This is a genomic window from Mucilaginibacter sp. Mucisp86, assembly GCF_047324315.1.
Classification (GTDB): Bacteria; Bacteroidota; Bacteroidia; order Sphingobacteriales; family Sphingobacteriaceae; genus Mucilaginibacter.
On record NZ_CP168503.1, the window covers coordinates 4,179,686 to 4,205,441 of the forward strand.

Annotated in this window: 19 protein-coding genes; 18 read left to right on the forward strand and 1 reads right to left on the reverse strand. The window is 42.7% G+C overall.

All coding sequences use genetic code 11. The annotated features are described in order from the left end of the window. Nucleotides 1–45 precede the first annotated feature (45 nt). The 15 genes from bamA (at nt 46) to ACEN9X_RS17835 (ending at nt 17,691) form a co-directional block, all read left to right on the forward strand. Nucleotides 46–2,598 carry an outer membrane protein assembly factor BamA gene (bamA, locus tag ACEN9X_RS17765; protein ID WP_413666391.1) on the forward strand — a complete coding sequence of 851 codons (2,553 nt, stop codon included), beginning with the start codon at nt 46–48 and terminating at the stop codon, nt 2,596–2,598. A 16-nt stretch (nt 2,599–2,614) separates the two neighbouring features. Continuing rightward, nucleotides 2,615–3,145 carry an OmpH family outer membrane protein gene (locus ACEN9X_RS17770; RefSeq protein ID WP_091221985.1) on the forward strand — a complete coding sequence of 177 codons (531 nt, stop codon included), beginning with the start codon at nt 2,615–2,617 and terminating at the stop codon, nt 3,143–3,145. Between the two features lie 48 nt (nt 3,146–3,193). Then, the gene (locus tag ACEN9X_RS17775) at nt 3,194–3,706 is read left to right on the forward strand and encodes an OmpH family outer membrane protein (RefSeq protein WP_413666392.1); all 513 of its coding nucleotides are present in this window, start codon (nt 3,194–3,196) and stop codon (nt 3,704–3,706) included. A 224-nt stretch (nt 3,707–3,930) separates the two neighbouring features. Then, nucleotides 3,931–4,443 (forward strand): OmpH family outer membrane protein, encoded by a 513-nt coding sequence (locus tag ACEN9X_RS17780; protein WP_413666393.1) that lies wholly within the window; start codon nt 3,931–3,933, stop codon nt 4,441–4,443. Between the two features lie 66 nt (nt 4,444–4,509). Next, nucleotides 4,510–5,355 (forward strand): glutamate racemase, encoded by an 846-nt coding sequence (gene murI / locus ACEN9X_RS17785; protein WP_413666394.1) that lies wholly within the window; start codon nt 4,510–4,512, stop codon nt 5,353–5,355. Between the two features lie 588 nt (nt 5,356–5,943). Further along, nucleotides 5,944–7,014 carry an NADH-quinone oxidoreductase subunit NuoH gene (gene nuoH / locus ACEN9X_RS17790; protein ID WP_413666395.1) on the forward strand — a complete coding sequence of 357 codons (1,071 nt, stop codon included), beginning with the start codon at nt 5,944–5,946 and terminating at the stop codon, nt 7,012–7,014. Between the two features lie 132 nt (nt 7,015–7,146). Beyond that, the gene (locus ACEN9X_RS17795; RefSeq protein WP_091222003.1) at nt 7,147–7,737 is read left to right on the forward strand and encodes a 4Fe-4S binding protein; all 591 of its coding nucleotides are present in this window, start codon (nt 7,147–7,149) and stop codon (nt 7,735–7,737) included. Continuing rightward, nucleotides 7,734–8,282 carry an NADH-quinone oxidoreductase subunit J gene (locus tag ACEN9X_RS17800; protein WP_413666396.1) on the forward strand — a complete coding sequence of 183 codons (549 nt, stop codon included), beginning with the start codon at nt 7,734–7,736 and terminating at the stop codon, nt 8,280–8,282. The genes ACEN9X_RS17795 and ACEN9X_RS17800 overlap by 4 nt, the downstream gene beginning before the upstream one ends. Next, nucleotides 8,279–8,584 (forward strand): NADH-quinone oxidoreductase subunit NuoK, encoded by a 306-nt coding sequence (nuoK, locus tag ACEN9X_RS17805; protein WP_091222011.1) that lies wholly within the window; start codon nt 8,279–8,281, stop codon nt 8,582–8,584. Before ACEN9X_RS17800 ends, nuoK begins: the two co-directional genes overlap by 4 nt. 12 nt (nt 8,585–8,596) lie before the next feature. After that, nucleotides 8,597–9,130: a hypothetical protein gene (locus ACEN9X_RS17810; protein ID WP_413666397.1), complete on the forward strand. Its 534-nt coding sequence runs from the start codon at nt 8,597–8,599 to the stop codon at nt 9,128–9,130. After that, on the forward strand, nt 9,127–11,184 hold the full coding sequence (nuoL, locus tag ACEN9X_RS17815; protein WP_413666398.1) for an NADH-quinone oxidoreductase subunit L: 2,058 nt from the start codon (nt 9,127–9,129) through the stop codon (nt 11,182–11,184). The genes ACEN9X_RS17810 and nuoL overlap by 4 nt, the downstream gene beginning before the upstream one ends. 5 nt (nt 11,185–11,189) lie before the next feature. Further along, nucleotides 11,190–12,794, forward strand: a complete 1,605-nt coding sequence (locus ACEN9X_RS17820; protein WP_413666399.1) for a complex I subunit 4 family protein — start codon at nt 11,190–11,192, stop codon at nt 12,792–12,794. A 7-nt stretch (nt 12,795–12,801) separates the two neighbouring features. Next, nucleotides 12,802–14,787, forward strand: a complete 1,986-nt coding sequence (locus tag ACEN9X_RS17825; protein WP_413666400.1) for a DUF4139 domain-containing protein — start codon at nt 12,802–12,804, stop codon at nt 14,785–14,787. A 7-nt stretch (nt 14,788–14,794) separates the two neighbouring features. Next, complete coding sequence (locus tag ACEN9X_RS17830; RefSeq protein ID WP_413666401.1) at nt 14,795–16,288, forward strand: NADH-quinone oxidoreductase subunit N; 1,494 nt, start codon at nt 14,795–14,797, stop codon at nt 16,286–16,288. Between the two features lie 95 nt (nt 16,289–16,383). Next, on the forward strand, nt 16,384–17,691 hold the full coding sequence (locus tag ACEN9X_RS17835; RefSeq protein ID WP_413666402.1) for an ammonium transporter: 1,308 nt from the start codon (nt 16,384–16,386) through the stop codon (nt 17,689–17,691). Between the two features lie 612 nt (nt 17,692–18,303). Here ACEN9X_RS17835 and ACEN9X_RS17840 read toward each other — a convergent pair. Then, nucleotides 18,304–20,301 (reverse strand): KUP/HAK/KT family potassium transporter, encoded by a 1,998-nt coding sequence (locus ACEN9X_RS17840; RefSeq protein WP_413666403.1) that lies wholly within the window; start codon nt 20,299–20,301, stop codon nt 18,304–18,306. A 313-nt stretch (nt 20,302–20,614) separates the two neighbouring features. Here ACEN9X_RS17840 and ACEN9X_RS17845 point away from each other — a divergent pair, with 313 nt between their 5' ends. The 3 genes from ACEN9X_RS17845 to ACEN9X_RS17855 all read left to right on the forward strand — a co-directional run bounded on the left by ACEN9X_RS17845 (nt 20,615) and on the right by ACEN9X_RS17855 (nt 25,739). Next, the gene (locus ACEN9X_RS17845; RefSeq protein ID WP_413666404.1) at nt 20,615–21,244 is read left to right on the forward strand and encodes an alpha-ketoglutarate-dependent dioxygenase AlkB family protein; all 630 of its coding nucleotides are present in this window, start codon (nt 20,615–20,617) and stop codon (nt 21,242–21,244) included. Nucleotides 21,245–21,679: 435 nt separating this feature from the next. Beyond that, nucleotides 21,680–23,659, forward strand: coding sequence for an amidohydrolase family protein (locus ACEN9X_RS17850; protein WP_413666405.1), 1,980 nt, complete (start codon nt 21,680–21,682; stop codon nt 23,657–23,659). A gap of 172 nt (nt 23,660–23,831) precedes the next feature. Beyond that, nucleotides 23,832–25,739 carry an amidophosphoribosyltransferase gene (locus ACEN9X_RS17855; protein ID WP_413666406.1) on the forward strand — a complete coding sequence of 636 codons (1,908 nt, stop codon included), beginning with the start codon at nt 23,832–23,834 and terminating at the stop codon, nt 25,737–25,739. Nucleotides 25,740–25,756: the final 17 nt, after the last annotated feature.

Genomic DNA, 25,756 nt, shown 5'->3' on the forward strand with positions numbered 1-25,756 from the left:
TTTTAACAACTGTATAAATTATTTTTAGCCCACTAAAATATTCGAATGTATAAATTTCTTTTTGCTATTCTTTTCTCGGTTTTGGCTACTACGGCTTTCGCCCAGATATCCAATGGGCCGAGGCCTACGCTTACAAAATCGATACCGGCTGATAGTTTAAGTTATCTTAATCCTAAAGATTATATTATAGGTGGCATTTCTGTTAGTGGCGCAAAATATCTTGATAAAGACATCCTTATCCAGTTATCTAAATTAACCAAAGGCGATCGTATCAACCTGCCGGGCGAGCGTAATGCCGAGGTAATTAAAACCTTATATCAACAAGGCTTATTTGATGATGTTCAGTTAAACATCACCAAAATTAACATGGATACTATTTACCTGGAGATTGCTGTGTTGGAGCGCCCGCGTTTATCACGCATGCATTTAACAGGCATCCGCAAAGGTGAGATTGAAGATGTTCAAAAGAAACTGAACGACCGTGTGGGTAAAATCGTAAACGAAAACCTTATCAGCACAACTACGGCTATCATTAAAAAGCATTTTAACGAAAAAGGTTTCTTAAACACCACTGTTACCATTACCCAGCGTAAAGATCAGGGCGATGTTAACAGCGTTATATTAGATGTTGCTATTGATAAAAAGACCAAGGTTAAAATTAACGATGTTATTTTTGAAGGCAACAAGGCATTTAAAACAGGTACGCTGCGCGGATTTTTAAGTAAAACCCGTAAACGTAAATGGTATAACCTGTTTGGTTCAAAGAAATTTAAGCAGGATAAATACGAAGAGGATAAACAAAACCTGGTTGAAAAAATGCAGGCCAGGGGTTACCGTGATGCCGAAATTCTGAGTGATTCTGTTTGGAAGCATGACGATGAAACCGTAAACGTAAAACTTAAAGTATACGAAGGCCCTAAATATTACTTTGGTAATGTTAAGTTTTCGGGTAATGCCAAGTATACAAGCGATCTGTTAAACAGGATCCTTCACGTTAAAAAAGGCGATGTGTTTAGCGAAGACGAACTGAACAAGCGTTTAAGCGGTCCAACTCCGGGCAATGACGACGTTTCGTCTTTATATCTTAATGACGGTTATTTAACCTTCAATGCCGATCCGGTACAAACAAGGGTATATAATGACACTGTAGATGTTGACGTAAGGATTTATGAAGGCCCTCAGTACACCATTAACCGCGTTATGTTAAAAGGTAACGATGTTACCAACGATAAAGTGGTAATGCGTGAGATCCAGACCAAACCGGGTCAAAAATTCAATAAAGAATTGCTGATCCGCAGTGCGCGTGAAATTGGTCAGTTAGGTAACTTCGATGAGCAAAAAACCGAACCTAAACCAACCAACATCAATCCGCAGGATGGTACTGTTGATTTGGTTTACAACGTAGTTGAAAAACCTTCAGACCAGATCGAACTTTCGGGTGGTTTTGGTGGTGGCCAGCTGGTAGGTACCTTGGGCTTAACCTTTAATAACTTCTCTATCCGTAATATCTTCCACCTTAAAGCTTACAAGCCGCTGCCAAAAGGCGATGGCCAGAAACTGAGCTTAAGGGGGCAATCAAGCGGTCGTACTTATCAAAACTTCTCATTCACTTTCTCTGAGCCATGGTTAGGTGGTAAAAAGCCAATCTACTTTGCGTTATCAGCCTATACACAGGGAAGTTCAACCGGTCAGTACTATCCAAAATCAAGCCCTTACTACAACAACCTGCGTATTAACGGTGTGGGTGTTACTTTGGGTAAACGCTTAAAATGGCCTGATAACTATTTCCAGTTAAACTACTCGCTTAACTTTGACCACTATAGTCTTGATAACTATACGGGCTACCTGTTTACCAATGGTACCTCTTATAACATCAAGTTAACCCAGGAATTGACCCGTAACTCGATAGATGCGCCTATTTTCCCAACACAGGGTTCAAATATCAAGCTTACTATCCAGGCTACGCCGCCTTACTCATTATTTAATGACATCAACTATAAAATTGCAACTCCTGAGCAGCGTTACCATTTTGTTGAGTATTATAAATTTAAATATGATGCACAATGGTTCTCGAAACTGGTAGGTAAATTTGTATTGATGTCGCAGGTAAGGTTTGGTTTCCTTGGTCAGTACAACCACGAAGTGGGCCCATCACCATTTGAACGTTTTAAATTGGGTGGTGATGGTATGCAGAGCTACCAGTTTTTACAGGGTAGTGAGATCATCGGTTTACGTGGTTATCAAAACTTCTCGATTGTACCGGAAGGTTCAAACGAAAACCAGAACACCAATACCGGTAGTGCAATCTACAATAAATACACACTGGAGCTTCGTCACCCGATTATTGCAAGTCAGTCGGCAACAATCTTCTTGTTAGCTTTTGCTGAAGGTGGTAATGCATGGAACCAGTTTAGCCAGTTCAATCCGTTTAACGTAAGACGTTCGGTGGGTGTGGGCGCAAGGATATTTTTACCTATATTTGGCTTACTTGGGTTAGATTATGGTTATGGCTTTGATAAAATACCGGGACAACCGGATGCAAATAAAGGTCAGTTCCATTTTACAATTTCTCAGAGTTTATCCGGCGGATTTAATTAATTTGCGTACCGAATATATGAAGAAGATAATTTTAGTAGCCTTTTTAACGTTAACTGCTTTTGCAGGTGCTTATGCACAACGTTTTGCTTATGTTGATTCGGAGTATATATTAAAGCACATGCCTGAGTACGCTTCATCGCAAAAGCAGCTGGCTGCGTTATCTGATCAGTGGCAAAAAGAGGTTGATGGCCGTTTTCAGGAAATTGACCGCCTGTACAAAGCCTATCAGGCCGACCAGGTGTTGATGACCCCTGACATGAAAAAACGCCGGGAGGCCGAAATTGTAGAAAAAGAAAAGGCGGCGAAAGATTTTCAACGCCAGAAGTTTGGTCCGGATGGTGAGCTTTCGCAAAGAAGCACAGCGCTGATTAAACCAATTCAGGATAGGGTGTCTAAAGCTGTACAAGCAGTAGCCGAGGGCGATAACCTGGATATGATTTTTGATAAAAACAGCGAGGTAATCATGTTATATGCCAGTCCGCGATATGACAAAAGTGCGGATGTAATAACAAGGTTAGGACTAAAACCCGGGGTATTTGCTAAATAATTTGAATTAAAATAAATCGAACTATTATTTAAACACAGAAAAAGGAAAATGAAAAAACTATTTAAAGTTGCCTTGGTTGCAGTAGGTTTATTATTTGCGGGCAGCTTTGCAAATGCTCAGACTAAAATCGGCCACATTAACTTCAATCAGCTGATTGATTTGATGCCCGAAACCAAAACTGTGACAGCGTCTATCCAGGCTTACCAAAAAACATTCATTGATCAATTGACCACTATGAACAATGAGTATCAAACCAAAGGTCAGGACTACCAATCAAAAAGGGCAACCATGACTGATGCTGTACGTGCCGTTAAAGAAAGCGAATTGCAGGATATTCAAAAACGTATGAATGATTACCAAAATAATGCCCAGCAACAAGTTGATGCTAAAAGGCAGGAATTAGGTAAACCACTTATCGATAAAGCTACCCAGGCTGTACAGGCTGTGGCTAAAGAAAAAGGCTATGCTTACGTATTAGATTCATCACAGATCACCTTATTGGTATCACCAGATGCTGATGACCTGATGGCTGCAGTGAAATTGAAATTAGGTTTGAAATAAGAATAAAAAGAACATAGAAAAAGCGCCCTGATAAAACGGGACGCTTTTTTTATGTTTACCAGGCAAATTACCTAATGTTATTTTAGCCGGAAAAAGATAGCCACCGATGTTCCTGTTCATTGCGGACTATTGCCGGAGGAGTTCATAAAGTAATTTGACGATACACGTTACACAAACAAAACAGATAATTATTATCCATTATTAAACGCAGGACACAAAACAAAATGAAAAAACTATTTAAAGTCGCCTTAGTTGCAGCAGGTATGTTGTTCGTGGGTAGTTTCGCTAAAGCGCAAACAAAAATAGGTTATGTTAATTTTAGCCAGGTTATTGATCAGATGCCTGAAACTAAAACTGTTTCAACAACATTACAGGCCTATCAAAAAACTTTCATTGATCAGTTAACTACTATGAACAATGAATTGCAAACTAAAGGTGCTGATTTGGATAAAAATGCATCTACAATGACAGATGCGGTACGTCAGGCAAAAACTTCTGAATTGCAGGATATCCAAAAACGCATGAACGATTATCAAAATAACGCTCAGCAACAGGTTGATGCTAAAAAACAAGAATTGGGCAAACCAATTATTGATAAAGTATCGGCTGCTGTACAGGCTGTAGCTAAGGAAAAAGGCTACGCTTACGTACTGGATTCATCACAGGTTAGCATGATCGTATCTCCTGCCGGCGACGATTTGATGGCTGCTGTAAAATTGAAATTAGGTTTAAAATAAAATCACCTTTAAGTAAATTATATAAAGGCGTTCCGTATATACGGGACGCTTTTTTTATGTTTGTATATGTCAAATCAACCCATTGGTATTTTTGATTCGGGCTTTGGCGGGCTAACCGTATTCCGCTCTATCATCGAGCAACTGCCCGACTATGATTATATTTATATGGGCGATAACGCCCGTGCACCTTACGGTAACCGTTCATTCAGTACCATACACCAGTACACCTGGGAGTGCGTGCAATGGATGTTTGACCAGGGATGCCCGCTGGTGATCCTGGCGTGTAATACGGCATCGGCCAAAGCCCTGCGCACTATCCAGCAACAGGACCTTAAAAATATCAGCGATCCTACCAAAAGGGTATTAGGTGTAATTCGCCCAACGGCTGAGATCATTGGCAATTATACCAAGACCAAGGAAATTGGAGTGCTTGGTACAAAGGGAACAGTACAATCGGGATCATACCTTTTGGAGATCAATAACTTCTTTCCGGATATTAAAGTATATCAGCAAGCCTGCCCGCTTTGGGTCCCATTAATTGAAAACGGCGAATACGATAAGCCCGGTGCTGATTTCTTTGTACAGTTGTACCTTGACCAGATCATGGCGCAGTCGCCCAATATTGATACCATATTGTTAGCCTGTACGCATTATCCCATCATCCAGGAAAAAATAAAAGCACACTTGCCCGAAGGCATTAATGTAGTAGGGCAGGGCGATATCGTAGCCAAAAGCCTGGTTGATTATTTAAACCGCCACCCCGAAATTGAACAAAAGATAAGCCGCAACGGCGAAAATAAGTTTTATACCACAACCGATGACACTGCCGATTTTGATCATCATGCATCGTTGTTTTTCTCGGCCCAGGTAAAATCAACATTCATATCAGCCAATGATTTGGTGAAGTGTTAGTTCCAAGTCGTCATTGCGAGTAGCCATCAGGCGGCCTGAAAAAAAACGTGATGACGTATAGCGTATATTTTAGCGATGGTGTGCGGGGGGGCGCGTTAGTGATAGGAGCGGATACCGGCCTTGTGGCTAATGCCTGTGCTGTATGAGCGTATAGCACGGGCCGCAGGCAACGCCCATGTTATAAAATTGATTTTGAAAATATATCTAATAATCAATAGCTTACAACGATCATGTCAGTATAAGGAACGAAGCAATCGCGAACTGTACAGGGTGAATTTGCATAGCCGCTCTGTAATTTGGGGATTGCTTCGTTCCTCCTTTTCCTGGCGCAAGTCTTGTGGGCTGGGCTAAAGGGAGGTTGACTTGTGTCTTTCAATCTCTAACACAGGTGGGACTTAAGTTAAAAACTTAAGTCATGACCAACCACGGGTTACGCTGCGCTAAACCCGCGGCAGATATCTTATTTAACCAACCACTCACCTATACAATCAACCAATCCCCAATAAGTCCTATCAACTTAATATATAATTTAATCATTCTAAATAACTCAACATTTAGTAAGTTTGCACCCTTAAGCAAATATTCCTGTTGAACTATTATTTTACATATTTTATTGCGGCAATTGGGTTGTTCAGTTTTTCGGCCTTTTTCGCTTTATTCGGTGTATATGCCGAGCGTAAAATATCAGCATTTATACAGGACAGGCTTGGCCCTACAGAAACCGGTAAATACGGTACGCTGCAAACATTGGCCGATATTTTAAAGATGCTTCAGAAAGAGCTGATCATCCCCGCAGCAGCAGATAAATGGTTGTTTATGCTGGCCCCGGCGGTAATATTCATAGCCGTATATCTTGGTTTTGCCGCATTGCCCTGGGCACCGGGACTTATCCCTTCAAAAACAAATATTGGTCTTTACTATATTTTCGCTATTATCTCTATCGAGACATTGGGGATCCTGATGGCAGGATGGGGATCAAATAATAAGTATTCGATATTGGGCGCCATGCGCTCGGCAGCCCAAATTATTTCGTATGAGATTCCTGCAGGGTTCGCCATTATATCCGTGGTGATGATTGCCCAAACACTGGATTTGCAGGTGATCTCTGCCCAACAGGGCATTTTGGCGACTGAAAAGATAAAATTTGCCGGCTTTTGGGATGTATCTCAAATAGGTGGATTATTTAGCTGGAATGTATTCCGTGCGCCACATTTATTGATCGCATTCGTGATCTATTTTATAGCTTCACTGGCCGAAAGTAACCGTGCGCCTTTTGATATCCCGGAAGCGGAATCCGAACTGGTAGCCGGCTTTCATACCGAGTTTACAGGGATCCGCTTTGCACTGGTATTTTTGGCGGAGTATTCGATGATGTTTCTGGTATCCATGATCGCGGTAATATTATTTTTAGGCGCCTGGAATACACCATTGCCAAATATAGCAGGTTTTAAACTTGCAACATGGACAACCGGTGTAGCTTGGGGAATACTATGGGTTGTATTAAAAACACTGGCGCTGGTAGCCGTACAAATGTGGATCAGATGGACATTGCCCCGTTTACGGGTTGACCAGCTGATGAACCTTTGCTGGAAAGTATTAACCCCGCTGGCTTTTGCCTGCATGTTGATATCTGGTGTGTGGAGGTTGTGGTTAATGTGATTTTTAATTTCGGATGTCGGATGTTCGATTTCGGATTTAGAAAAATTGAGATTTGTAATTAATTAAATAATAAAAAACAGGAATTAGCGGTAGCAAAGGAAACATCCTGAGCCTCGTAAAATCCTAAAAATCATGGTTCAGAAAGTAATAAAAGCGTTTACAACTGCATGGAAAGGTTTAAGTCTTACCATACGCCACCTTTTTGTGGGTAACACAAAAAGGGAGATTGTGACCGTGAGCAACAGCAATTACTTTAAACAGCTGGAACATGGTACCAATACCATCCAATATCCTAAACAGCAGTTGCCGGTACCTGAAGTGGGCCGCTATCAGTTAGATGTGGAAATGGATGATTGTATCGTATGCGACCTGTGTGCTAAGGTTTGCCCGGTTAATTGCATCGATATAGAATCAATTAAAGCAACAGAAGCTATCGGCCAAACATCCGATGGTACTACCAAGCGTTTGTATGCTGCCAAATTTGATATTGATATGGCCAAGTGTATGTATTGTGGTCTGTGCACTATCGTGTGCCCAACCGAATGCATCACCATGACCAACCAGTATGATAAAACCGTTTTTCAGTTGAGCGACCTGGTTTACCAGTTTTCGGATATGACGCCCGAAGATGCGGCCGAAAAGCGAGCGCTTTTTGATAAGCAACAGGCCGAAAAGCAGGCTGCCAAATTAGCCGCCATGAAACAAAAGGAGGGCGGGGCATGACCTTAGTCCGCTTGCTGTTTTATGTAATGAGTTTTATTGCCGTTGCTTCGGCTTTGTATGCCGCTTTAAGTAAAAACCTGGTCAGGAGTATCTTCATATTTTTTGTGACACTGTTTTCACTGGCAGGCCTGTATGTAATTGCTCTTGCCGATTTCGTGGCGGTGACACAGGTTGTAATTTATGTGGGCGGCATCCTGGTTCTGATCCTTTTTGCTTTCATGCTTTCCGGCCGCGAAACCTTGAATGTAATTCAACGTCAGAAAGGGAAATTCATTAATATGGCTAAAGTACCGGCTGTTGTATTGGCTGTACTGTTTTTAGCGGTGATTGTGAATATTATCCTTAAGGCTGATGTCGATAACCTGCCATGGGTAAAGCAGGCTATCGCACAAAAAAATGAAATAACGCCTACCAACTCCACCATCGAAAATATCGGCATTAATTTAATGACCACTTACCTGCTGCCTTTCGAGGCTATTTCTGTTTTACTGCTGATGGCTTTGGTGGGTGCAGCGCATTTATCGCGGAAGGAGGGCAGGACATGATCACGCTAACCGATTTTTTACTGGTAGGAGCATTGCTGTTTTGTACCGGTATGTACATGATTGTCTCTAAACGTAATTCTATCCAGGTGTTGATCGGTATCGAATTAATGCTGAATGCTGCCATTTTAAATCTTGTGGCTTTTGGTAAATATGATAAGTTAAACAACGGGGGGCAAGTATTTGCCCTGTTTGCCATTGTGCTGGCGGCGGCCACAACGGCCGTAGCACTGGCTATTATCCTGAATGTTTACCGGCGGTATAAAACCATTGATCCGGATGAGATTAAAAATTTGAGGGATTAATTTGAAATGAATATGAAAACGATTCTCCTCATTATATCTGTTTTACTGCCCCTTGGGAGATTATCCGCCTACACGAATATGGGTGAGGTTGCTTCAGTTACTACAGCTGGTACAAAATATAAAGCCGAACTGCTTTATATTTTGGATGAAAAGAAAATTAAAGCTGCTGCTTTTCGTACAATAGACCCTAAAAGCATCTTACAGGTCAACGTGATGAAACCAGGGGCTGGAATAAAAAAATATGGTCCTCAGGCAAAAAACGGAGTCATCATAGTTGTTACCAAGAAATTTGCTGTTAAAGCTTATCAACAAAGATTAAGTGCGTTGTTAGATGAATACAAAAAGTATCTTAAAGAACATTACAATGACGATAAACTTTCATTTGTAATAAATGGGGTGGCATACAGGTCTTCATCCTTTGAACGCACTGGAAAACTTTATAACATGTTTTCAGATGACGCCGTATATCTCAACTCAGAGTTAAGCTTTACCACTGGACTCGACGGCATTTTATCTTCAGTAATTATCGATAGTAAAACCAATTGAGTAGCTCATTACCATATACCGATACCATCATCAGCTATGCTATTTTAGCTGTTGCTTCGCCGCTGCTAGCCGCGTTGATCAACTTTTGCCTGCCGGTAAAAAGTAAAGCAGCAGGTTGGATCTCAACGTTGGCTATTTTGGCGGGTTGCGTATCGTCTGCTATGGTGTTTGCTGCAGTTTGGGATCAGCAACCTCAGCATGTCCAAACCTTGTGGTTTACTATTGGTACTACCAAAGTTTTTGCGGGCATCTTGCTTAATAACCTTTCGGTAATGATGTTGCTGCTGGTATCGCTGATTGCCCTGCCGGTGCATATCTATTCTACGGCATATATGAAGCATGACGACAGGTACAGTCGCTATTTTACCTACCTTAGCTTCTTTTGTTTCAGCATGCTGGGATTGGTTGTGGTAGATAGCCTAGTGTTGTTCTATGCTTTGTGGGAGCTGGTAGGTTTTTCATCATACCTGCTTATCGGTTTTTGGTTCACCCGGGATAAGGCCGTACAGGCCAATAAAAAAGCCTTTATCATGAACCGCATTGGTGATATAGGATTGCTAAGTGCTATCATTATCCTATTTGCAAAGTTCCATACATTTGATATTGCCACACTTTTTATAAATGATAACCTGGTATTTAAATCGGTTATTCACGATGGGTTGTGGATCTCTGCTTCGGGCCAAATTCCGGCTGTATGGCAGTATGTTGCCTGTATTGGCGTGTTTATGGCTGTGGCTGCTAAATCGGCACAGTTCCCATTACATACCTGGCTACCGGATGCGATGGAAGGGCCTACTTCGGTCTCCGCATTGATTCACGCTGCTACAATGGTGGCTGCCGGGGTGTTTTTACTGGGCAGGGTTTACCCGCTGTTTACCGATAGTGAGTTGACCGTTTTGGCTGTTATTGGTTGTTTTACCGCGTTTATGGCGGCTACCATAGCGCTAACGCAGAACGATCTGAAACGCGTTCTGGCTTATTCAACCATATCGCAACTGGGGTACATGATCCTGGCTATGGGAGTGGGAGCTTATGGTTCGTCTTTATTCCATTTGGCTACGCACGCTTTCTTTAAATGTTTGCTGTTTTTGGTAGCCGGTGTAGTGATCCATGAAATGCAGCATATAAAGGAGGAGAATGACCTGGACATCGATCCGCAAAATATCCAGTACATGGGTGGCCTGCGTAAAAAACTGCCGCTAACGTTTATTGCCGCAGTTGTTGGGTCGCTGGCGCTTATTGGCATTCCGCTTACATCGGGCTATCTATCAAAAGACGGGATCCTGATCCAGGCTTTTGAATGGAGCGAGGGCAGAAGCGCATGGCTTAAACTGATTCCCGCATGTGCGTTATTTACCAGCTGGCTTACGGCTTTTTATGTATCAAGGCTGATAGTAAAAGTATTTTTTGGTGAGTTTCGATTATTGAAGAGCAATCCTGATATCAAACTTCACATCAGCGATGGGGGATGGCAATACCGTGTTCCGTTGATATTACTGGCGGTTTGCAGCTTATTCCCGTTATTTTCGCTTAATCCGTTCTTTTACGAAAAAGCATGGCTGTTCGAGAGCTTGAAGCCTGCCGAGTTCATGGCCCGCGAAAATATTTATCATACCATTATCCCAATTGGGGTGAACATATTAAGCGTATTTGTGATGTACGCTGCCTATGCCATCTACGTAAAACAAAATACATTCTCATTCCTCCAAACGGGCTTCTTTTACCGCTTATCTTATAACCAATGGTATTTGGATAAGATATATAGAAAAGCGATTGTAAAGCCTATACTTGGTTTGGGTAAAACCTGCTTTTGGTTTGACAGGAACGTGATAGATGGTTTGATCCACTTAATTGAACGTACAAGCCGGATGGTTGCAAGCTTAACAGCCTGGAGCGATAAACACATTGTCGACGGATTTTTACATTTGATGGCTGCATTGGTACAAAGTATTGGCAATTTTGCACGTAAATTTCAAAACGGAAAGGTGCAGTATTACCTGTATAGTATGCTGCTCATTGTGTTGGTACTCTTTATTTTAAAAATACTGATCTGAATTTAATGAACCTGTTAACCCTACTTATATTTATACCGGTACTGTTTGCGTTGGTGATCGTGCTGCTACCATCATCGCAGCGGGGTAGTTTTAAGTATATTACGCTGCTGGCTACACTTTTGCAGTTAGGAATCAGCATATATATTTATCTTAATTTCAAAACAGGGACGGCTTCGGCGGGGGTCAATCATGAAAATCAGTTTCAGTTTGTACAAAAACTGCCGTGGATAGGTCTTAACCTGGGCAGCATGGGTAAGCTGCAGATAGATTATTTTGTAGGGATAGACGGCATTTCGGTAACACTGCTGGTAATGTCGGCACTGGTAATGGTGGTTGCTACGCTGGCCTCCTGGGAAATCAAGAGTAACCTTAAGGGTTTCTTCCTGTTATTCCTGCTGTTGGATATGGCTGTAATGGGCGTATTCTGCGCCCTGGATTTCTTCTTATTTTACTTGTTTTATGAGCTGATGTTGCTGCCGCTTTATTTCCTGATAGGGATGTGGGGTGGCGTACGCCGCGAATATGCGGCCATCAAGTTTTTCTTGTATACCCTGTTTGGTTCGGTATTTATGCTGCTGGTGATGGTAGGTTTATACCTATCGGTAAATGATCCGGCAACCGGCAGCCATACTTTTAATATCATCCAGATGATGAACCCCGCCAACTATACTCCGGGTTCCGTATTTTCTGCTGCAGCACATCAAACCATATTGGAGATGCCTGCACGTACGGTTGGCTTTGTTGTATTGTTTATTGCATTTGCTATTAAAGTGCCGGTTGTGCCTTTACATACCTGGCTACCCGATGCACACGTTGAAGCACCTACACCGGTATCTATCATACTTGCAGGTGTGCTGCTTAAAATTGGTGGCTACGGTATTATCCGGATCTGCCTCGGGATTTTTCCGGAGATTGCCTCGTCCGGCGCTTTCTGGCTTGGTTTGATTGGTGTTATATCGATATTATACGGGGCATGCAACGCACTGGCCCAGCGCGATCTAAAACGGATGATCGCTTATTCATCGGTATCGCACATGGGCTTTGTGTTGCTGGGTATAGCTTCGCAAACTGCCGAAGGTGTAAGCGGAGCGGTCATGCAGATGGTGAGCCACGGCTTTTTATCATCAATGCTGTTCTTTTTGGTGGGTGTGGTTTATAACCGCGTACACGACAGGGATATCTACCATTTCCGCGGATTAGGTACCCAGATGCCTCAATATACGGCCTTTGTGATGGTGGCTTTTTTTGCGTCCGTGGGCTTGCCGGGCTTTTCGGCATTTGTGGCCGAAGCATTTACACTGGCCGGTACATTTAAATCGCCAACGGTTAACGGCTTGCTGCCATACTGGATGGCCGTTTGCGGTTCGGTAGGGATCTTATTAGGTGCCGCCTATTTCCTGTGGACGCTACAGCGCATGTTCTTCGGAAAAGTATCACTTAAAGGCGGCGAGGTTTGGAAAATAGCGCTTACCGATGTAAGCACCCGCGAAAAGCTTGCATTGATACCGCTTGCCCTCGCAGCCCTTGCTTTAGGTTTGATGCCATCATTGGTGTTTGGAAAAATCAATGATTCGGTATTGGCATTGATACAGTTTTTACAGGCTAAATAAAAAAATAGTGTTTCAACATAAATTCATTTATGGAAAAGTGCATGCCCCTGCATCTTTTATTTACGCTGCCCCCGGCAATCCGGGCCTAAGCGAAATAACAGATGGTATGTATTTAACCGAAGAAATTATGTTTAAAAAATTATCTATCGCCGCAGCATTATTTTTAATCGCTGCAGCAACAAGGGCCGATGAAGGTCAGAAAGTAGCCTCAAAAGTTCAAAAAGTAACTGTGTTTTTAAACGGGGCACAGGTTAACCGCACCGCGTTGGTGAATATCAGTCCCGGCACTTCAACGCTGATATTTGAAAACCTGTCGCCGGGAATTGATGTACAGAGTATCCAGGTAAATGCCGGCGGGGATTTTACCATTCTTTCGGTTAACCACGAGCTTGATTTTGCCGATAATGATATCAGGCAAAAAAATATACAGACGATAGAAGCAAAAGCAAAGCAGGTAAGGAATAAGATTGCGTTGCAAAACAATATGCTCTCCATATACCAGGAAGAAACTAATACCTTAGCTAAAAATCCAATAAGCAACGGTACCAATGTTGCTTTGGATCCGGTTAAGCTGAAACAGACACTCGATTTTCAGACTGCCCGTTTAAACGAGATCAAAAAAAACCAGCAGGTGGTTAATGACCAAATTGACCTGCTTAACGACGAACTGCAAGGTTATGACAAGCAAATTGCCGAAATTAACAGGGCTGGTGTTAAAACAACCAGTAATGTTTTGGTAACGGTGTCATCAAAAGCAGCATTGCAGGCAAATTTTACCTTGAGCTATCTGGTACGTAATGCAAGCTGGTTTCCAACATATGACATTCGTGCTAAAAATGTAAACAGCCCTATAACTATTGTTTACAAAGCCAATGTATCGCAAAAAACAGGGGAGGACTGGAAAAGCGCTAAGCTTACCTTATCAACAGGCAACCCGACAGTAAATGGTGCCAAGCCCGAGCTTACACCTGCCTATCTTAACTTCGGCATGTATTATTCAGGTACAGCTGCTTCTATAACAAAAGTGATGGGCAGAGTAGTAAGCAGTGATGATGGCCAGGCCTTGCCGGGTGTTGCCATTCGCGTAAAAGCAACATCAATAGGAGCGGTAAGTGATGCCGGCGGTAACTACAGTATCCAGTTACCCAACGCCAATGCGGTGCTTACCTATAGTTTTATTGGATATGAAACATTAGAAAGGCAGGCCAACGCACCGCTGATTAATGTGGCGCTTAACCCATCTTCACGACAGCTTAGTGAAGTTGTTGTGATTGGATATGGCTCTTCATCAGAATACAGAAGTGAGCGTACAGGAGCTGTTTCTGCAATAAGGCCGAAAGCTTTGATTAACACAATTCCTATCGAAGTAAAAAAAGAAGAGAACCAAACCAATATTGAGTTTAATATCGCCAATCCATACACTGTACCAAGCGATGGCAAGCAGTATGCGGTTGAAATAAGCCAGTATAACATTGATGCTACCTACCAGTATTATGTAGCGCCTAAACTGAGTACTGATGTGTTCCTTACGGCCCAGCTTACCAATTGGAATAAGTATAGTTTCCTCTCTGGCGAGGCTAACCTGTTTTTTGAAGGTACATACATTGGCAAATCGCTTATTAATACCGATGCTACTACCGATACGCTGAACCTATCGTTAGGCACAGATAAAAATATTGTTGTTACCCGTACGCTGGAGAAAGGTTTGGCTATGCGTCAATCATCGGGTTCAAACCAAAAAGAAACCCGTAACTGGCTTATCGACGTAAAAAACAGGAAAAGCCAATCGGTTAATTTATTGGTTGAAGACCAGGTGCCGGTTTCACAAAATAAAGACATCGAAGTAGAGGCGCAGGAAACGTCAGGCGCAAAACCTGATGCAACAACAGGCAAGGTTTCATGGAATTTCATGTTAAATTCGCTGGATGAAAAGAAGGTGAAACTAAAATACCAGGTTAAATACCCTAAAAGTCAATCAGTAATAGTACAATAAAATATAAATGCACGATCTGCTCCCCCATATATCAGCTCAGTTAACCAATGTTTTTGGCAGCATACCCTATTTCATGCCCGAAATTTATTTAACCGCGCTGTTTTTGGTAGTACTGATAACCGACCTGATATTTGGGCGCAGATCTGTAAAGCTTTGTAAAATAATAGCCTGCACCGGCTTGCTGCTTGTGCTGTTTAAAGATCTGCAGCAGGTGGCCCTGATCCTTGATGGCGACCACGTTATTTTCGGTAGTATGCTGCTGCTCAGGCGCTCGGCAGTATTCTTTAAGATCATTATCGATATACTCTCATTTGTCCTGTTGTTGAATTTTACCTGGGATGATAAGCTGAAAGCCCACCCTAAGGGAGTATCTGATCTCTACACTATATCTATTGCGTCTGTTTTAGGATTACATTTAATGGCCATGGCTATTAATTTGTTGTCGGTTTACCTTGCCATCGAAATGGTATCCGTAGCATCATACCTGATGGTGGCTTATCGCTCAGAAACTGCTTTAAGCACCGAGGCTGGTTTAAAGTACGTACTGTTTGGCGCGGCATCGTCGGCTGTTATGTTATATGGTATTTCGTTACTGTATGGTTTTAGCGGCTCGCTCGATCTGTTGAATATCGTAGCACAGCTGCCAAATGTGAACCCGGTAAGTGTATCCTTTGCCTTAATGCTGGTGCTGATAGGCATAGGCTTTAAGCTATCATTTATACCTATGCATTTTTGGGTGCCGGATGTTTACCAGGGCGCGCCCACACCCGTTACTGCATACCTTTCAACTGTACCTAAAATAGCTGCATTTGCATTATTAGTAAATGTAATGCCCCTGTTCCTTTTTTCGGTAGACTGGAAGGGAGTTGATTTTGGGATGGTTTTATCGGCCATCGGTATTATTACGATGATAGCCGGCAATTTTGCAGCTGTTTTGCAAAGCAATGTGAAAAGAATGCTGGCTTATTCAAGTATTGGCCATACCGGTTTTGCTTTAATGGCCGTAGTTACCTTTAATGTACAGGGTTTATCGTCGCTTACCTACTATCTTGCGGTGTATGCTTTGGCAAATATCGGTGCTTTGGCACTTGCATCGTACTTTAATAACGTGGTTGATGCCGAAGATGTAGAAAACTATAAAGGTTTGGGTTTAAAATACCCCGCGGCTTCGGTTTGTTTTGTGATTATCCTCATTTCTCTTACCGGGATTCCGGTAACCGCCGGTTTTACCGGTAAATTGTTTGTCTTTTCGGCCGTTTATAGCGCATATGAGCAAACTCACAGCATTTGGCTGCTGGCTTTGATGATAACCGGCGCTTTAACCACTGTTGTATCGTTATTTTATTACCTTAAAATTCCTTTGTATTTATTTCTGAAAAGAACAGAAAATGCTGAAGTTGCCAGTGAAAGGTCATATAATTTGCTTGTTTTAGCTATTGTTATTAGTTTTCTGCTTGTTTTATTAGGGATTTTCCCAAATTCTATCCTGAAATATCTTTAGTTGCTGTTTTTTTTAACAAAAGTGAATTAGTTTCTTTTGTTTTTAGAAAAAACACTAACTTTCATGCCGATTTAAAACATATTTTTTCTGCATACATGAAGAGGTATTTCCCTTTTTTCCTGATCTTAGTTATACTTTCCCTTACTTTCATCTTTCCGTCGGTTGATTTTAAGGATTCCGGTCATCCCAATTTTAATACTGGTGATATTGCCTGGATGTTGATGTCGACGGCGCTGGTTTTGATCATGACCCCTGGTCTTGCATTTTTTTACGGTGGTATGGTTAACAAAAAGAACGTAATCTCAACCATGCTGCAAAGTATTGTTTGTATGGTGATCATTACGGTAATGTGGGGTATTTTCGGTTTCAGCTTAGCTTTTGGCGATAGTTTCCACGGGCTTATCGGTAATCCGTCAACTTATTTTATGATGAAAGGCATGCTGGGTAATGCAACCTGGAAGGCTGCTCCAACTATTCCGCTATTGTTATTTGCTATGTACCAGTTAAAGTTTGCCATTATTACCCCGGCACTTATCACCGGTGCATTTGCCGAGCGGATCCGATTTAACTCGTATATCATATTCCTGGTACTGTTCTCGATATTCATATTCTCACCGCTGGCGCATTGCACCTGGCATCCTGATGGTATATTAGCCAAATTTGGTGTGCTTGATTTTGCCGGTGGTACGGTAGTGCATATGTCTGCCGGATGGGCTGCATTGGCTTCTGCCTTATATTTAAAACGTCGTAACGAGGCTAACCATGCACCTGCACGTATCACTTATGTGATGATAGGTACCGGTTTGCTATGGTTTGGCTGGTTCGGTTTCAATGCCGGCTCTGCTTTTGGTGCTAATCCTTTGGCTGTTACTGCTTTGGCTACCAGTACAACAGCTTCTGCAGCTGCGGGTGTTACCTGGATCTTTTTTGATATGCTGCTTGGCCGTAAACCATCTGCAATGGGTACCTGTATCGGTGCTGTTGTAGGTTTGGTGGCTATTACGCCCGCTGCAGGCTTCGTATCGGTGCCGCACTCGCTGGCTATTGGTATCATATCGGCAGTGGTAAGTAACCTGGTTGTTGAATGGCGTACCCGCACTTCAATTGATGATACGCTGGATGTGTTCCCTTGCCACGGCGTTGGCGGTATGGTGGGGATGCTTTTAACCGGTGTGTTTGCCAGCCAGCACGTAAATGCTAACAATACAACCGGTAACGGTTTGTTCTTCGGCGAAACCCACTTGTTTATTGTACAATTGGTGGCATTAATCTGCGTATCTATATTCGCGTTCTTCGGTTCGTTACTGCTGTTGAAGATCACCGACATGATCTCGCCATTAAGGGTATCGGCCGAAGAAGAAGAGCAAGGCCTTGACCTTAGCCAGCACGGCGAAAAATTATAACAATACTTTCAAACCAATCAATTAACCTAAGAAACTTCCGGCCCAAAAGGCCGGATTTTTTGTTTTAAGAACAAAATACTTTATTGTCTTAGCTCAAGTTTTGTGGGATGGAATAAGCGTTGGATAACTTGGGCTGCGGAGTCACAAGTCAGCCCGGCAAAAGCCTCTACTCAAGACTTGCGCCAAAAAAAGTGATGGGGTATAAAAGAAATGTCATTGCGAGCGCAGCGTGGCAATCGCATACTATACAGAGCGGCTATGCCTCCGTGCAATTGCCTTGTACCTTATAATGACGTGATTGTAAGTTGTTTATTATTAAATATATTTTTAAAATCGATTTTATAACATGGGCGTTGCCTGCGGCCCTGGCTTTCCGTTACAAGTCCTCGCCTTTCCTGTCCTCACTCCCTACACACGCTGTGGGCTTTACACTGCAATCCCCAACGCGGCCTCCGCACAATATCCCTAAAATATATTTTGCACGTCATTACGATTTTTTCCAGGGGGCTTTCTGGTGGTTACTCGACATGGTTTTAAGTTAAATTAAAAAAATAAACCCCTCTTTGCAAAGCAAAGAGGGGCAACACGCGTAGCGACGTTGGGTGGATTACTTTAATCAGCAAACTCGGCAACCAAATTGTTTACCGGGTCGTCCACCCGTTTGATATGGATGTTATTAACCGGCTTTACTACCAGTGGGATCTTTTCAACGCGTGTTTCGCTGGTGTCTAAGCCAAAAGCTTTAGCTTCAGACTGGGCCAATTTTTTGATGGCAAAATAACTGTTCAGGATAAAACCTTCGGATACACTGAACAGGTTATTGTATGACAGGAATTTTTCCATGATTACAAACCTGAAATCGGCAGCCATTTTATATTGTTTTAATGATGGATAATTGCTGGTGATATCAATCTCTCCACGCTCAACCATGTCCTCAACCACTTTGCGGAACAATACGTTTACCCGCGGCTGGATCCTGAAGCCCAAACGGAACTCCACGCGGATAACTTTGCCCGGCTCAATCTGGTCAACACTGTATTCCATGGTGTAAGGCTCATCTGTACGTTCAATATGTACAAACCAATAAGTGTCGGCTCGTTTTGGCCTGCGGCTCATGATAGAGTAAATGATCTTCTCTTCTATTTGTTTACTGTTATTGGCCTTGGTTAAATAAATAAGATGGGTTGCATATTTATTTACTGTTGTATCGTTACTCAGTGCATTCAGCAACGGAAGCTTTTCTTTGATATCGGTAAAATTAAGGAAACGGTTATTTATTTTACGTGCCTTAAACCAGGTGTACATGGTAAAGATCAATCCAACTTCAAATCCTACAAAGAATAAACGTTTTAATATTTTAACTGCGTTAGCTACAAAAAAGGAGAACTCCACAGTTACAAATACGCATAGGATAATGGTAACCAGCCATACCGGCCAATGCTTTACATAACGCATAAAGTAATACATTAAAATGGTGGTACTGAGCATGGCAATAGTAATACTAAAGCCGTAAGCAGCAGTCATAGCGCTTGAGGTACGGAAATACAACGACACCAGGATACAGCCAATGCATAGCATCCAGTTAATGCTCGGGATATAGATTTGTCCGCGGATGTTTGACGGATATTTAATGGTAATCCGCGGCCAGAAGTTCATGCTTACCGCCTCGCTGATGAGCGTAAAAGAACCGCTGATCAATGCCTGGCTGGCAATAATGGTAGCCATTGTGGCCAATGCAACTGCCGGTAGTAAGAAAGCATGGGGCACAATTTCAAAGAAAGGGTTAACACCGGTAAAATCTTTGCCAGGCGCTTGTGACAGCACCCATGCACCCTGCCCGAGATAGTTTAATATCAGGGTTGTTTTTACAAAGATCCAGCTTACCTGGATATTACGCCTGCCGCAGTGGCCCAAATCAGAGTATAAAGCTTCGGCGCCTGTTGTACACAAAAACACCGCGCCCAGCAGCCAGAAACCTTTAGGATGATCCATCAGTAAGCGGGCTCCATAGTATGGGTTAAGGGCTTTAAAAATGGATGGAAAGTGTGCAACCTGCATAGTGCCCAATATGCCTAACATGATAAACCACATCAACATCACCGGTCCGAATGCCGAGCCAACCACCTTGGTGCCAAACTGCTGAAAAAAGAACAGCAATAAAATAATGGTAATTACAATAATGAGGATGAGGTTATTACCGGGCACTATCACCGTTGAAAATGCCGGTACTAAATTTAAGCCTTCAATGGCAGAGGTTACGGAAATGGGCGGCGTAATGATACCATCGGCCAATAGAGTGCCTGCACCTATAATTGCAGGAATGGCCAACCATTTGCCATAGCGCCTAACCAGTGCGTAGAGCGAAAAAATGCCGCCTTCGCCTTTGTTATCGGCCTGCAGTGTAATAACAATGTATTTGAAAGTGGTTTGGAGGGTTAATGTCCAAAAGATACAGGAAATGGAACCTAATACCAGCGCTGGGTTTACTTTACCACCTTCAACCAGTAAAGTTTGAAAAACGTAAAGGGGAGACGTACCGATATCGCCAAAAATAATGCCGAGGGTAACGATTAAACCTGCAAAAGTGAGTTGCTTGACGTGCGAATTCATGAATTGTATAAATTGTTAGGGGAAAAAGAAGAAGTGATACCTGCTGCGGAAATGGAATTTATGGTCCATTTTATAACTTTTGCCGCTGCGGCGATAAACAATGTCATTTTAAATTGTATTTGTACTATGAACCCGCATGGCCAATAAGCGTGCCAGTGGAATTTATTTTTATTTAGATGTTTGTTTTACAGTTGCTTATCAAAATGAGAATGATTTTCTCATTTTGAGTAAAAGCTATCAAAATGATAGCTTTTATCATTTTGAGAATAATCCGGGAGTGGTGTTTTTATCGTGATATTGCAGATATTTGGGTATGGATCTATTCAATAACGATCAACTTAACTTGTTTGGCGGGTCGAAAAACTTGTTGCCTTTTGATGGCGAGGTGTTATTATACCCGCACTTTTTTAAACAAGATGTATTTGAGCAATTGGTGAATGAAGTGCCCTGGAAGCAGGATAAAATGAAGATCTATGGTAAGGAAATAAATTTCCCCCGGCTTACGGCCTGGTATGGCGAAAGCGATGAAGTGTACGTGTACTCCGGAGTAGTGAACGTTCCGGTTAAGTTTAGTCCGCTGCTTGGCGGCATTAAGCAGGCGGCAGAGCAGCAATGCGGGCACCGGTTCAATACTGCTTTGATCAATTATTATCGCAATGGCAACGACAGCATGGGCTGGCACAGCGATGATGAAACCGAGCTTGGAGGCAATCCGGTTATTGCCTCAGTATCATTCGGTGCTTCGCGAATTTTTCAGTTTAAACATAAGCAGCAAAAAAATGCCAAAGTTTCTATCAACCTCAATAATGGCGATCTGCTAATCATGCAGGGGGAAACACAACATCACTGGCTTCACCAGGTGCCCAAAACAGGCAGGATACAAGGGGCGAGGATTAATATTACGTTTAGGTATATAGGACAAGGTTTTTTGTATTTACGGTAGTGCACTGGTCGAAGTTTAACGAGAGCGTAACTTCGATCCAAAATCAGTTAATCTTTCAGTTTAACTTCACGTTGTTGGTGTTGCCATCATAGGTGTTGGGGAGATTTAAAAAGCAGGGGATTGTGCGATTCCCTTCCCTGGGAAAGTGTAGGGAGGGGTTTCGCCAGCAGACTTATCTGCTTTAATGACGCATAACCCCTCCCAGCCAATGCACATCCCACCTCACCCCTCCCCAAGGAGGGAATTAAAAAATCTTCCGAATACCAACAACGGCGAAAAGTCACGCTATCGCTAAACTTCGACCGGTAAAGATTCATTGCCGTCGGTTTTAACCGATGGTCAAAGGCAGGCCACGTAGGGCTTTAGCCAAAATCTCATAGGTGATTTTGTAACATCCCAAACAAACTGCTATCTTACATTAACATTACTGACCTTATGAAAAGACATTTATTATTATTTGCCGCTGTTTCGGCCTTGATAACCAATGCCCGGGCTCAAACCGACTTACCTGTTGATAGCGGAACTTTCTTCCTGCATAAATTTGAACAGCATATCGGCAAGGAGACGTACTATGTGCACAAGTATAAAGATGCTGTTCATTATAACATTGATTTCAAATTTGTTGATCGAGGTTCGGCGGTGCCCCTTACTGCCGAACTAAAAGTAAACCCCGCAGTTGAGCCATTAGAACTGACCATAAAAGGCAATACCTCAAGATTTTCGACCATTGACGATAAAATAACCATTCGCGGAGGGGAAGCGTCAATCAGGGTTAATGATTCGTCGTATACACAAAAAGTACTGCCACTCAGCTTTCCGGTAGCTGGCTATTCTCCGGGTACTGTGCAACAGGTGCTCATTCAATACTGGAATAAGCACAAACAGCCCGAAAGTATCCATACCCTGCCGTTTGGGGCTGTACAGATCAAAAGATCAGGCACTGATCAGCTTACTTTCAATGGCAAGCCGCTTACTTTAAACCGGCTTACCATAAGCGGACTGGTTTGGGGTAATGAGCTGGTTTGGACGGATAATGGAGGGAAGCTTATTTGCCTGATCACAAATGATGCCGAAGGCGATAAACTGGAAATGATGCGCGTGCCTTATGAAGCGTTATTGCCGCAACTCATTAGCAAGGCCGCAACTTATGGTATGGAGCTGTTTGCCAAAGCAACTGCGCCAACGGGTAAAGTTGATAAGCTAATAGCTGTTACCGGCGGGAACCTGGTTGATGTAAATACAGGTACGAGTACGCCAGACGCTGTTGTGTTGATAGAAAATGGCATTATCAAACAAACAGGCAAAGTTGGCGAGGTTAAAATACCGGCGGGAGCTAAGATGATTGATGCTAAGGGAAAATCTATTTTACCCGGCCTGTGGGATATGCACGCACACTTTGAACAAGCCGAGTGGGGACCGGCCTATCTTGCAGCGGGGGTAACCACTGTGCGCGATTGTGGCAATGAATTTGGTTATATCAATGCTATAAAAGCGGCAATTGATGGAGGTAAAGGCGTTGGCCCTAATATTATTAAAGCCGGTATCATTGACGGCAAAGGGCCGTATGCATTGGGTATAATCCAGGCCGATACAAAGGAAGAGGCAATTAAGGCGGTTGACCGTTATAAAGAAAACGGCTTTCAACAAATCAAGATCTACAGCTCGGTAAAGCCCGCCATAGTTAAAGTTATTTGTGACGAGGCGCACCGGTTGGGTTTAACTGTAACAGGCCATATCCCCAACGGGATGCGCCTGCAACAGGGCGTGGATTCGGGGATGAATATGGTTAACCATGTACAGTACGTGTATTCCATCATGAAACGGGATAAGGACAGGTCTGTTATTTTTGATGATTCTGTAAGTATAGCAGCCGTTAAGTTTATAAAAGACCATAACGTGGTTATTGACCCTACGGTTGGTGTTTTTGAGCTGGCCCTGCGCAATGTTAAGGACGATATAACCAAACTTGAACCTAACTATTATAACCTGCCACTGCCGCTTCAGGCCTTGTTTAAAAATATGGGCGAAGAACCTGCACAGGCGGCTAAGGTTAAGCCCTTGTATGAAAGTATGAAGAAAACGGTTAAGGTATTGTATGATGCCGGAGTTACCATTGTTGCGGGGACAGATATGGGTTTCCCCGGTTATAGCCTTGACAGGGAGTTGGAGCTTTATGTGGAAGCTGGTCTCACTCCTGCACAGGCTATCAAAACAGCAACGATAACACCTGCTGCCGTGATGAGCCTTGATAAAATAACGGGTTCAATTGAAGTGGGCAAGCAAGCCGATCTTGTGATTATCGATGGCGATCCACTCAAGAATATCAGCAATATCAGGAAAGTATCAGTAGTAATAAAACAAGGCAGGATCTATGATCCGGTTAAGTTACACCGGATGGTTGGGTTTAAAAATTAAGTTATTAGTTGTTGAATTGATTGGCTGAATAGTTGGTTTTCAGTGTAATTACCTTGCATTTAATTGGCTATTTACCCAATCGGCAGAACAAAAAACAAACTACTAATTAATGACAATTGGATGTAGGCATAGTTAATTTAAAAATGATACCTTTGCAGCCTCATTCCGAATCATGAGCGATCAGATTAAACATGAATGCGGTGTGGCATTTATCCGCTTACTAAAGCCACTATCTTATTATCAGAAAAAGTACGGAACTGCACTGTACGGCCTGAACAAACTTTACCTTTTAATGGAAAAACAGCACAACCGCGGCCAGGATGGCGCAGGTGTTGCTACCATTAAACTGGATATCGAACCGGGCAAAAGGTACATCAGCCGTCACCGCTCAATGGCTTCAAATGCTGTTGCTGATATTTTTGAATACATCCAAAAGAAATTTGCGGAAATTCAGAAAGAAACTCCCGAAAAGCTGGCCGATGCCGAATGGCTTAAAGAACACGTTAGTTTTACCGGCGAGGTTTTGTTAGGGCACCTGCGTTATGGTACCCATGGCAAAAACAGCATTGAAAGCTGCCACCCTTTTTTAAGGCAAAATAACTGGATGACCCGTAACCTGGTTATTGCAGGTAATTTTAACATGACCAATGTTGATGAGTTACTGCAACAACTATATGCTTTGGGCCAGCATCCGAAAGAAAAAGCCGATACGGTTACCGTGCTCGAGAAAATAGGGCACTTTATTGATACCGAAAACCAGGGTTTGTTTGATCAGTACAAACGCGAAGGATTGGACGATAACAGGGAAATCAGTAAGCTTATAGCTAATGATATGGATGTTGCCAAGATCCTGCGTAAATCTGCCAAAAACTGGGATGGTGGTTATACCATTGCCGGCATCCTCGGTCATGGTGACGCTTTTGTAATGCGCGACCCTGCTGGCATTCGCCCAGCTTATTATTATTATAATGACGAGATCGTTGTTGCTGCTTCTGAGCGTCCTGCTATCCAAACTGCCTTTAACATACCGATGGAACAGATCAGGGAAATTCGCCCGGGTCATGCTTTGATCGTTAAAAAGAATGGTAAGATAACCGAAGATATGTTTAGCGAGCCGCAGGAAAGAAAAGCTTGCTCGTTCGAGCGGATTTACTTTTCACGCGGAAGCGATGCGGCCATTTACCGTGAGCGTAAACAATTAGGTCGCCTGCTTTGTCCGCAAATATTGGATTTTGTTGATCACGATATCAAAAACACTGTTTTCTCGTACATTCCTAACACTGCCGAAGTTGCTTTTTACGGCATGGTTGAAGGTATGCATAAGTACGTGAAGAAATATCAGCACGAGGAATTAGTGAAACTTGGAACCGATATTACCGAAGAGAAGGTTGCCGAAATACTTCAGGTTGCGCCGCGTGTTGAAAAGATCGCCATTAAAGACGTTAAGCTCCGCACGTTCATTACGCAGGATGCCGACCGTAGCGAAATGGTGGCCCACGTATATGATACTACTTACGGATTGATTAAAAAAGGCACTGATACCTTAGTGGTATTGGACGACTCAATTGTTCGTGGTACTACATTGAAACAAAGTATCCTGAAAATTTTGGACAGGCTTGGCCCTAAAAAGGTTGTTGTAGTTTCATCTGCTCCGCAGATCCGTTATCCTGACTGCTACGGTATTGATATGTCGCGTATGGGTGAGTTTGTTGCCTTTGAGGCAGCGATCAGCCTGTTGAAAGAGATGGATAGGGAAGATGTGATCCTGGATGTTTACCAAAAATGTAAAGACAGCCAGAAATTACCGAAAGAGCAGGTTGTGAACTATGTTAAAGAGATTTATGCTATGTTCACCGATCAGCAGATCTCTGATCGTATCGCTCAGATCATTACCCCTAAAAATGTTAACTGCGAGGTACAGGTAATTTATCAAACTTTAGATAACCTGCACATAGCTTGTCCTGATAACCTTGGCGACTGGTATTTCAGCGGCGATTATCCAACTCCGGGTGGTAATAAGGTTGTTAACCGCGCCTTTGTCAACTGGATGGAAGGTAAAAACCAAAGAGCTTACATGTAAAACCCCCTAACCCCCTG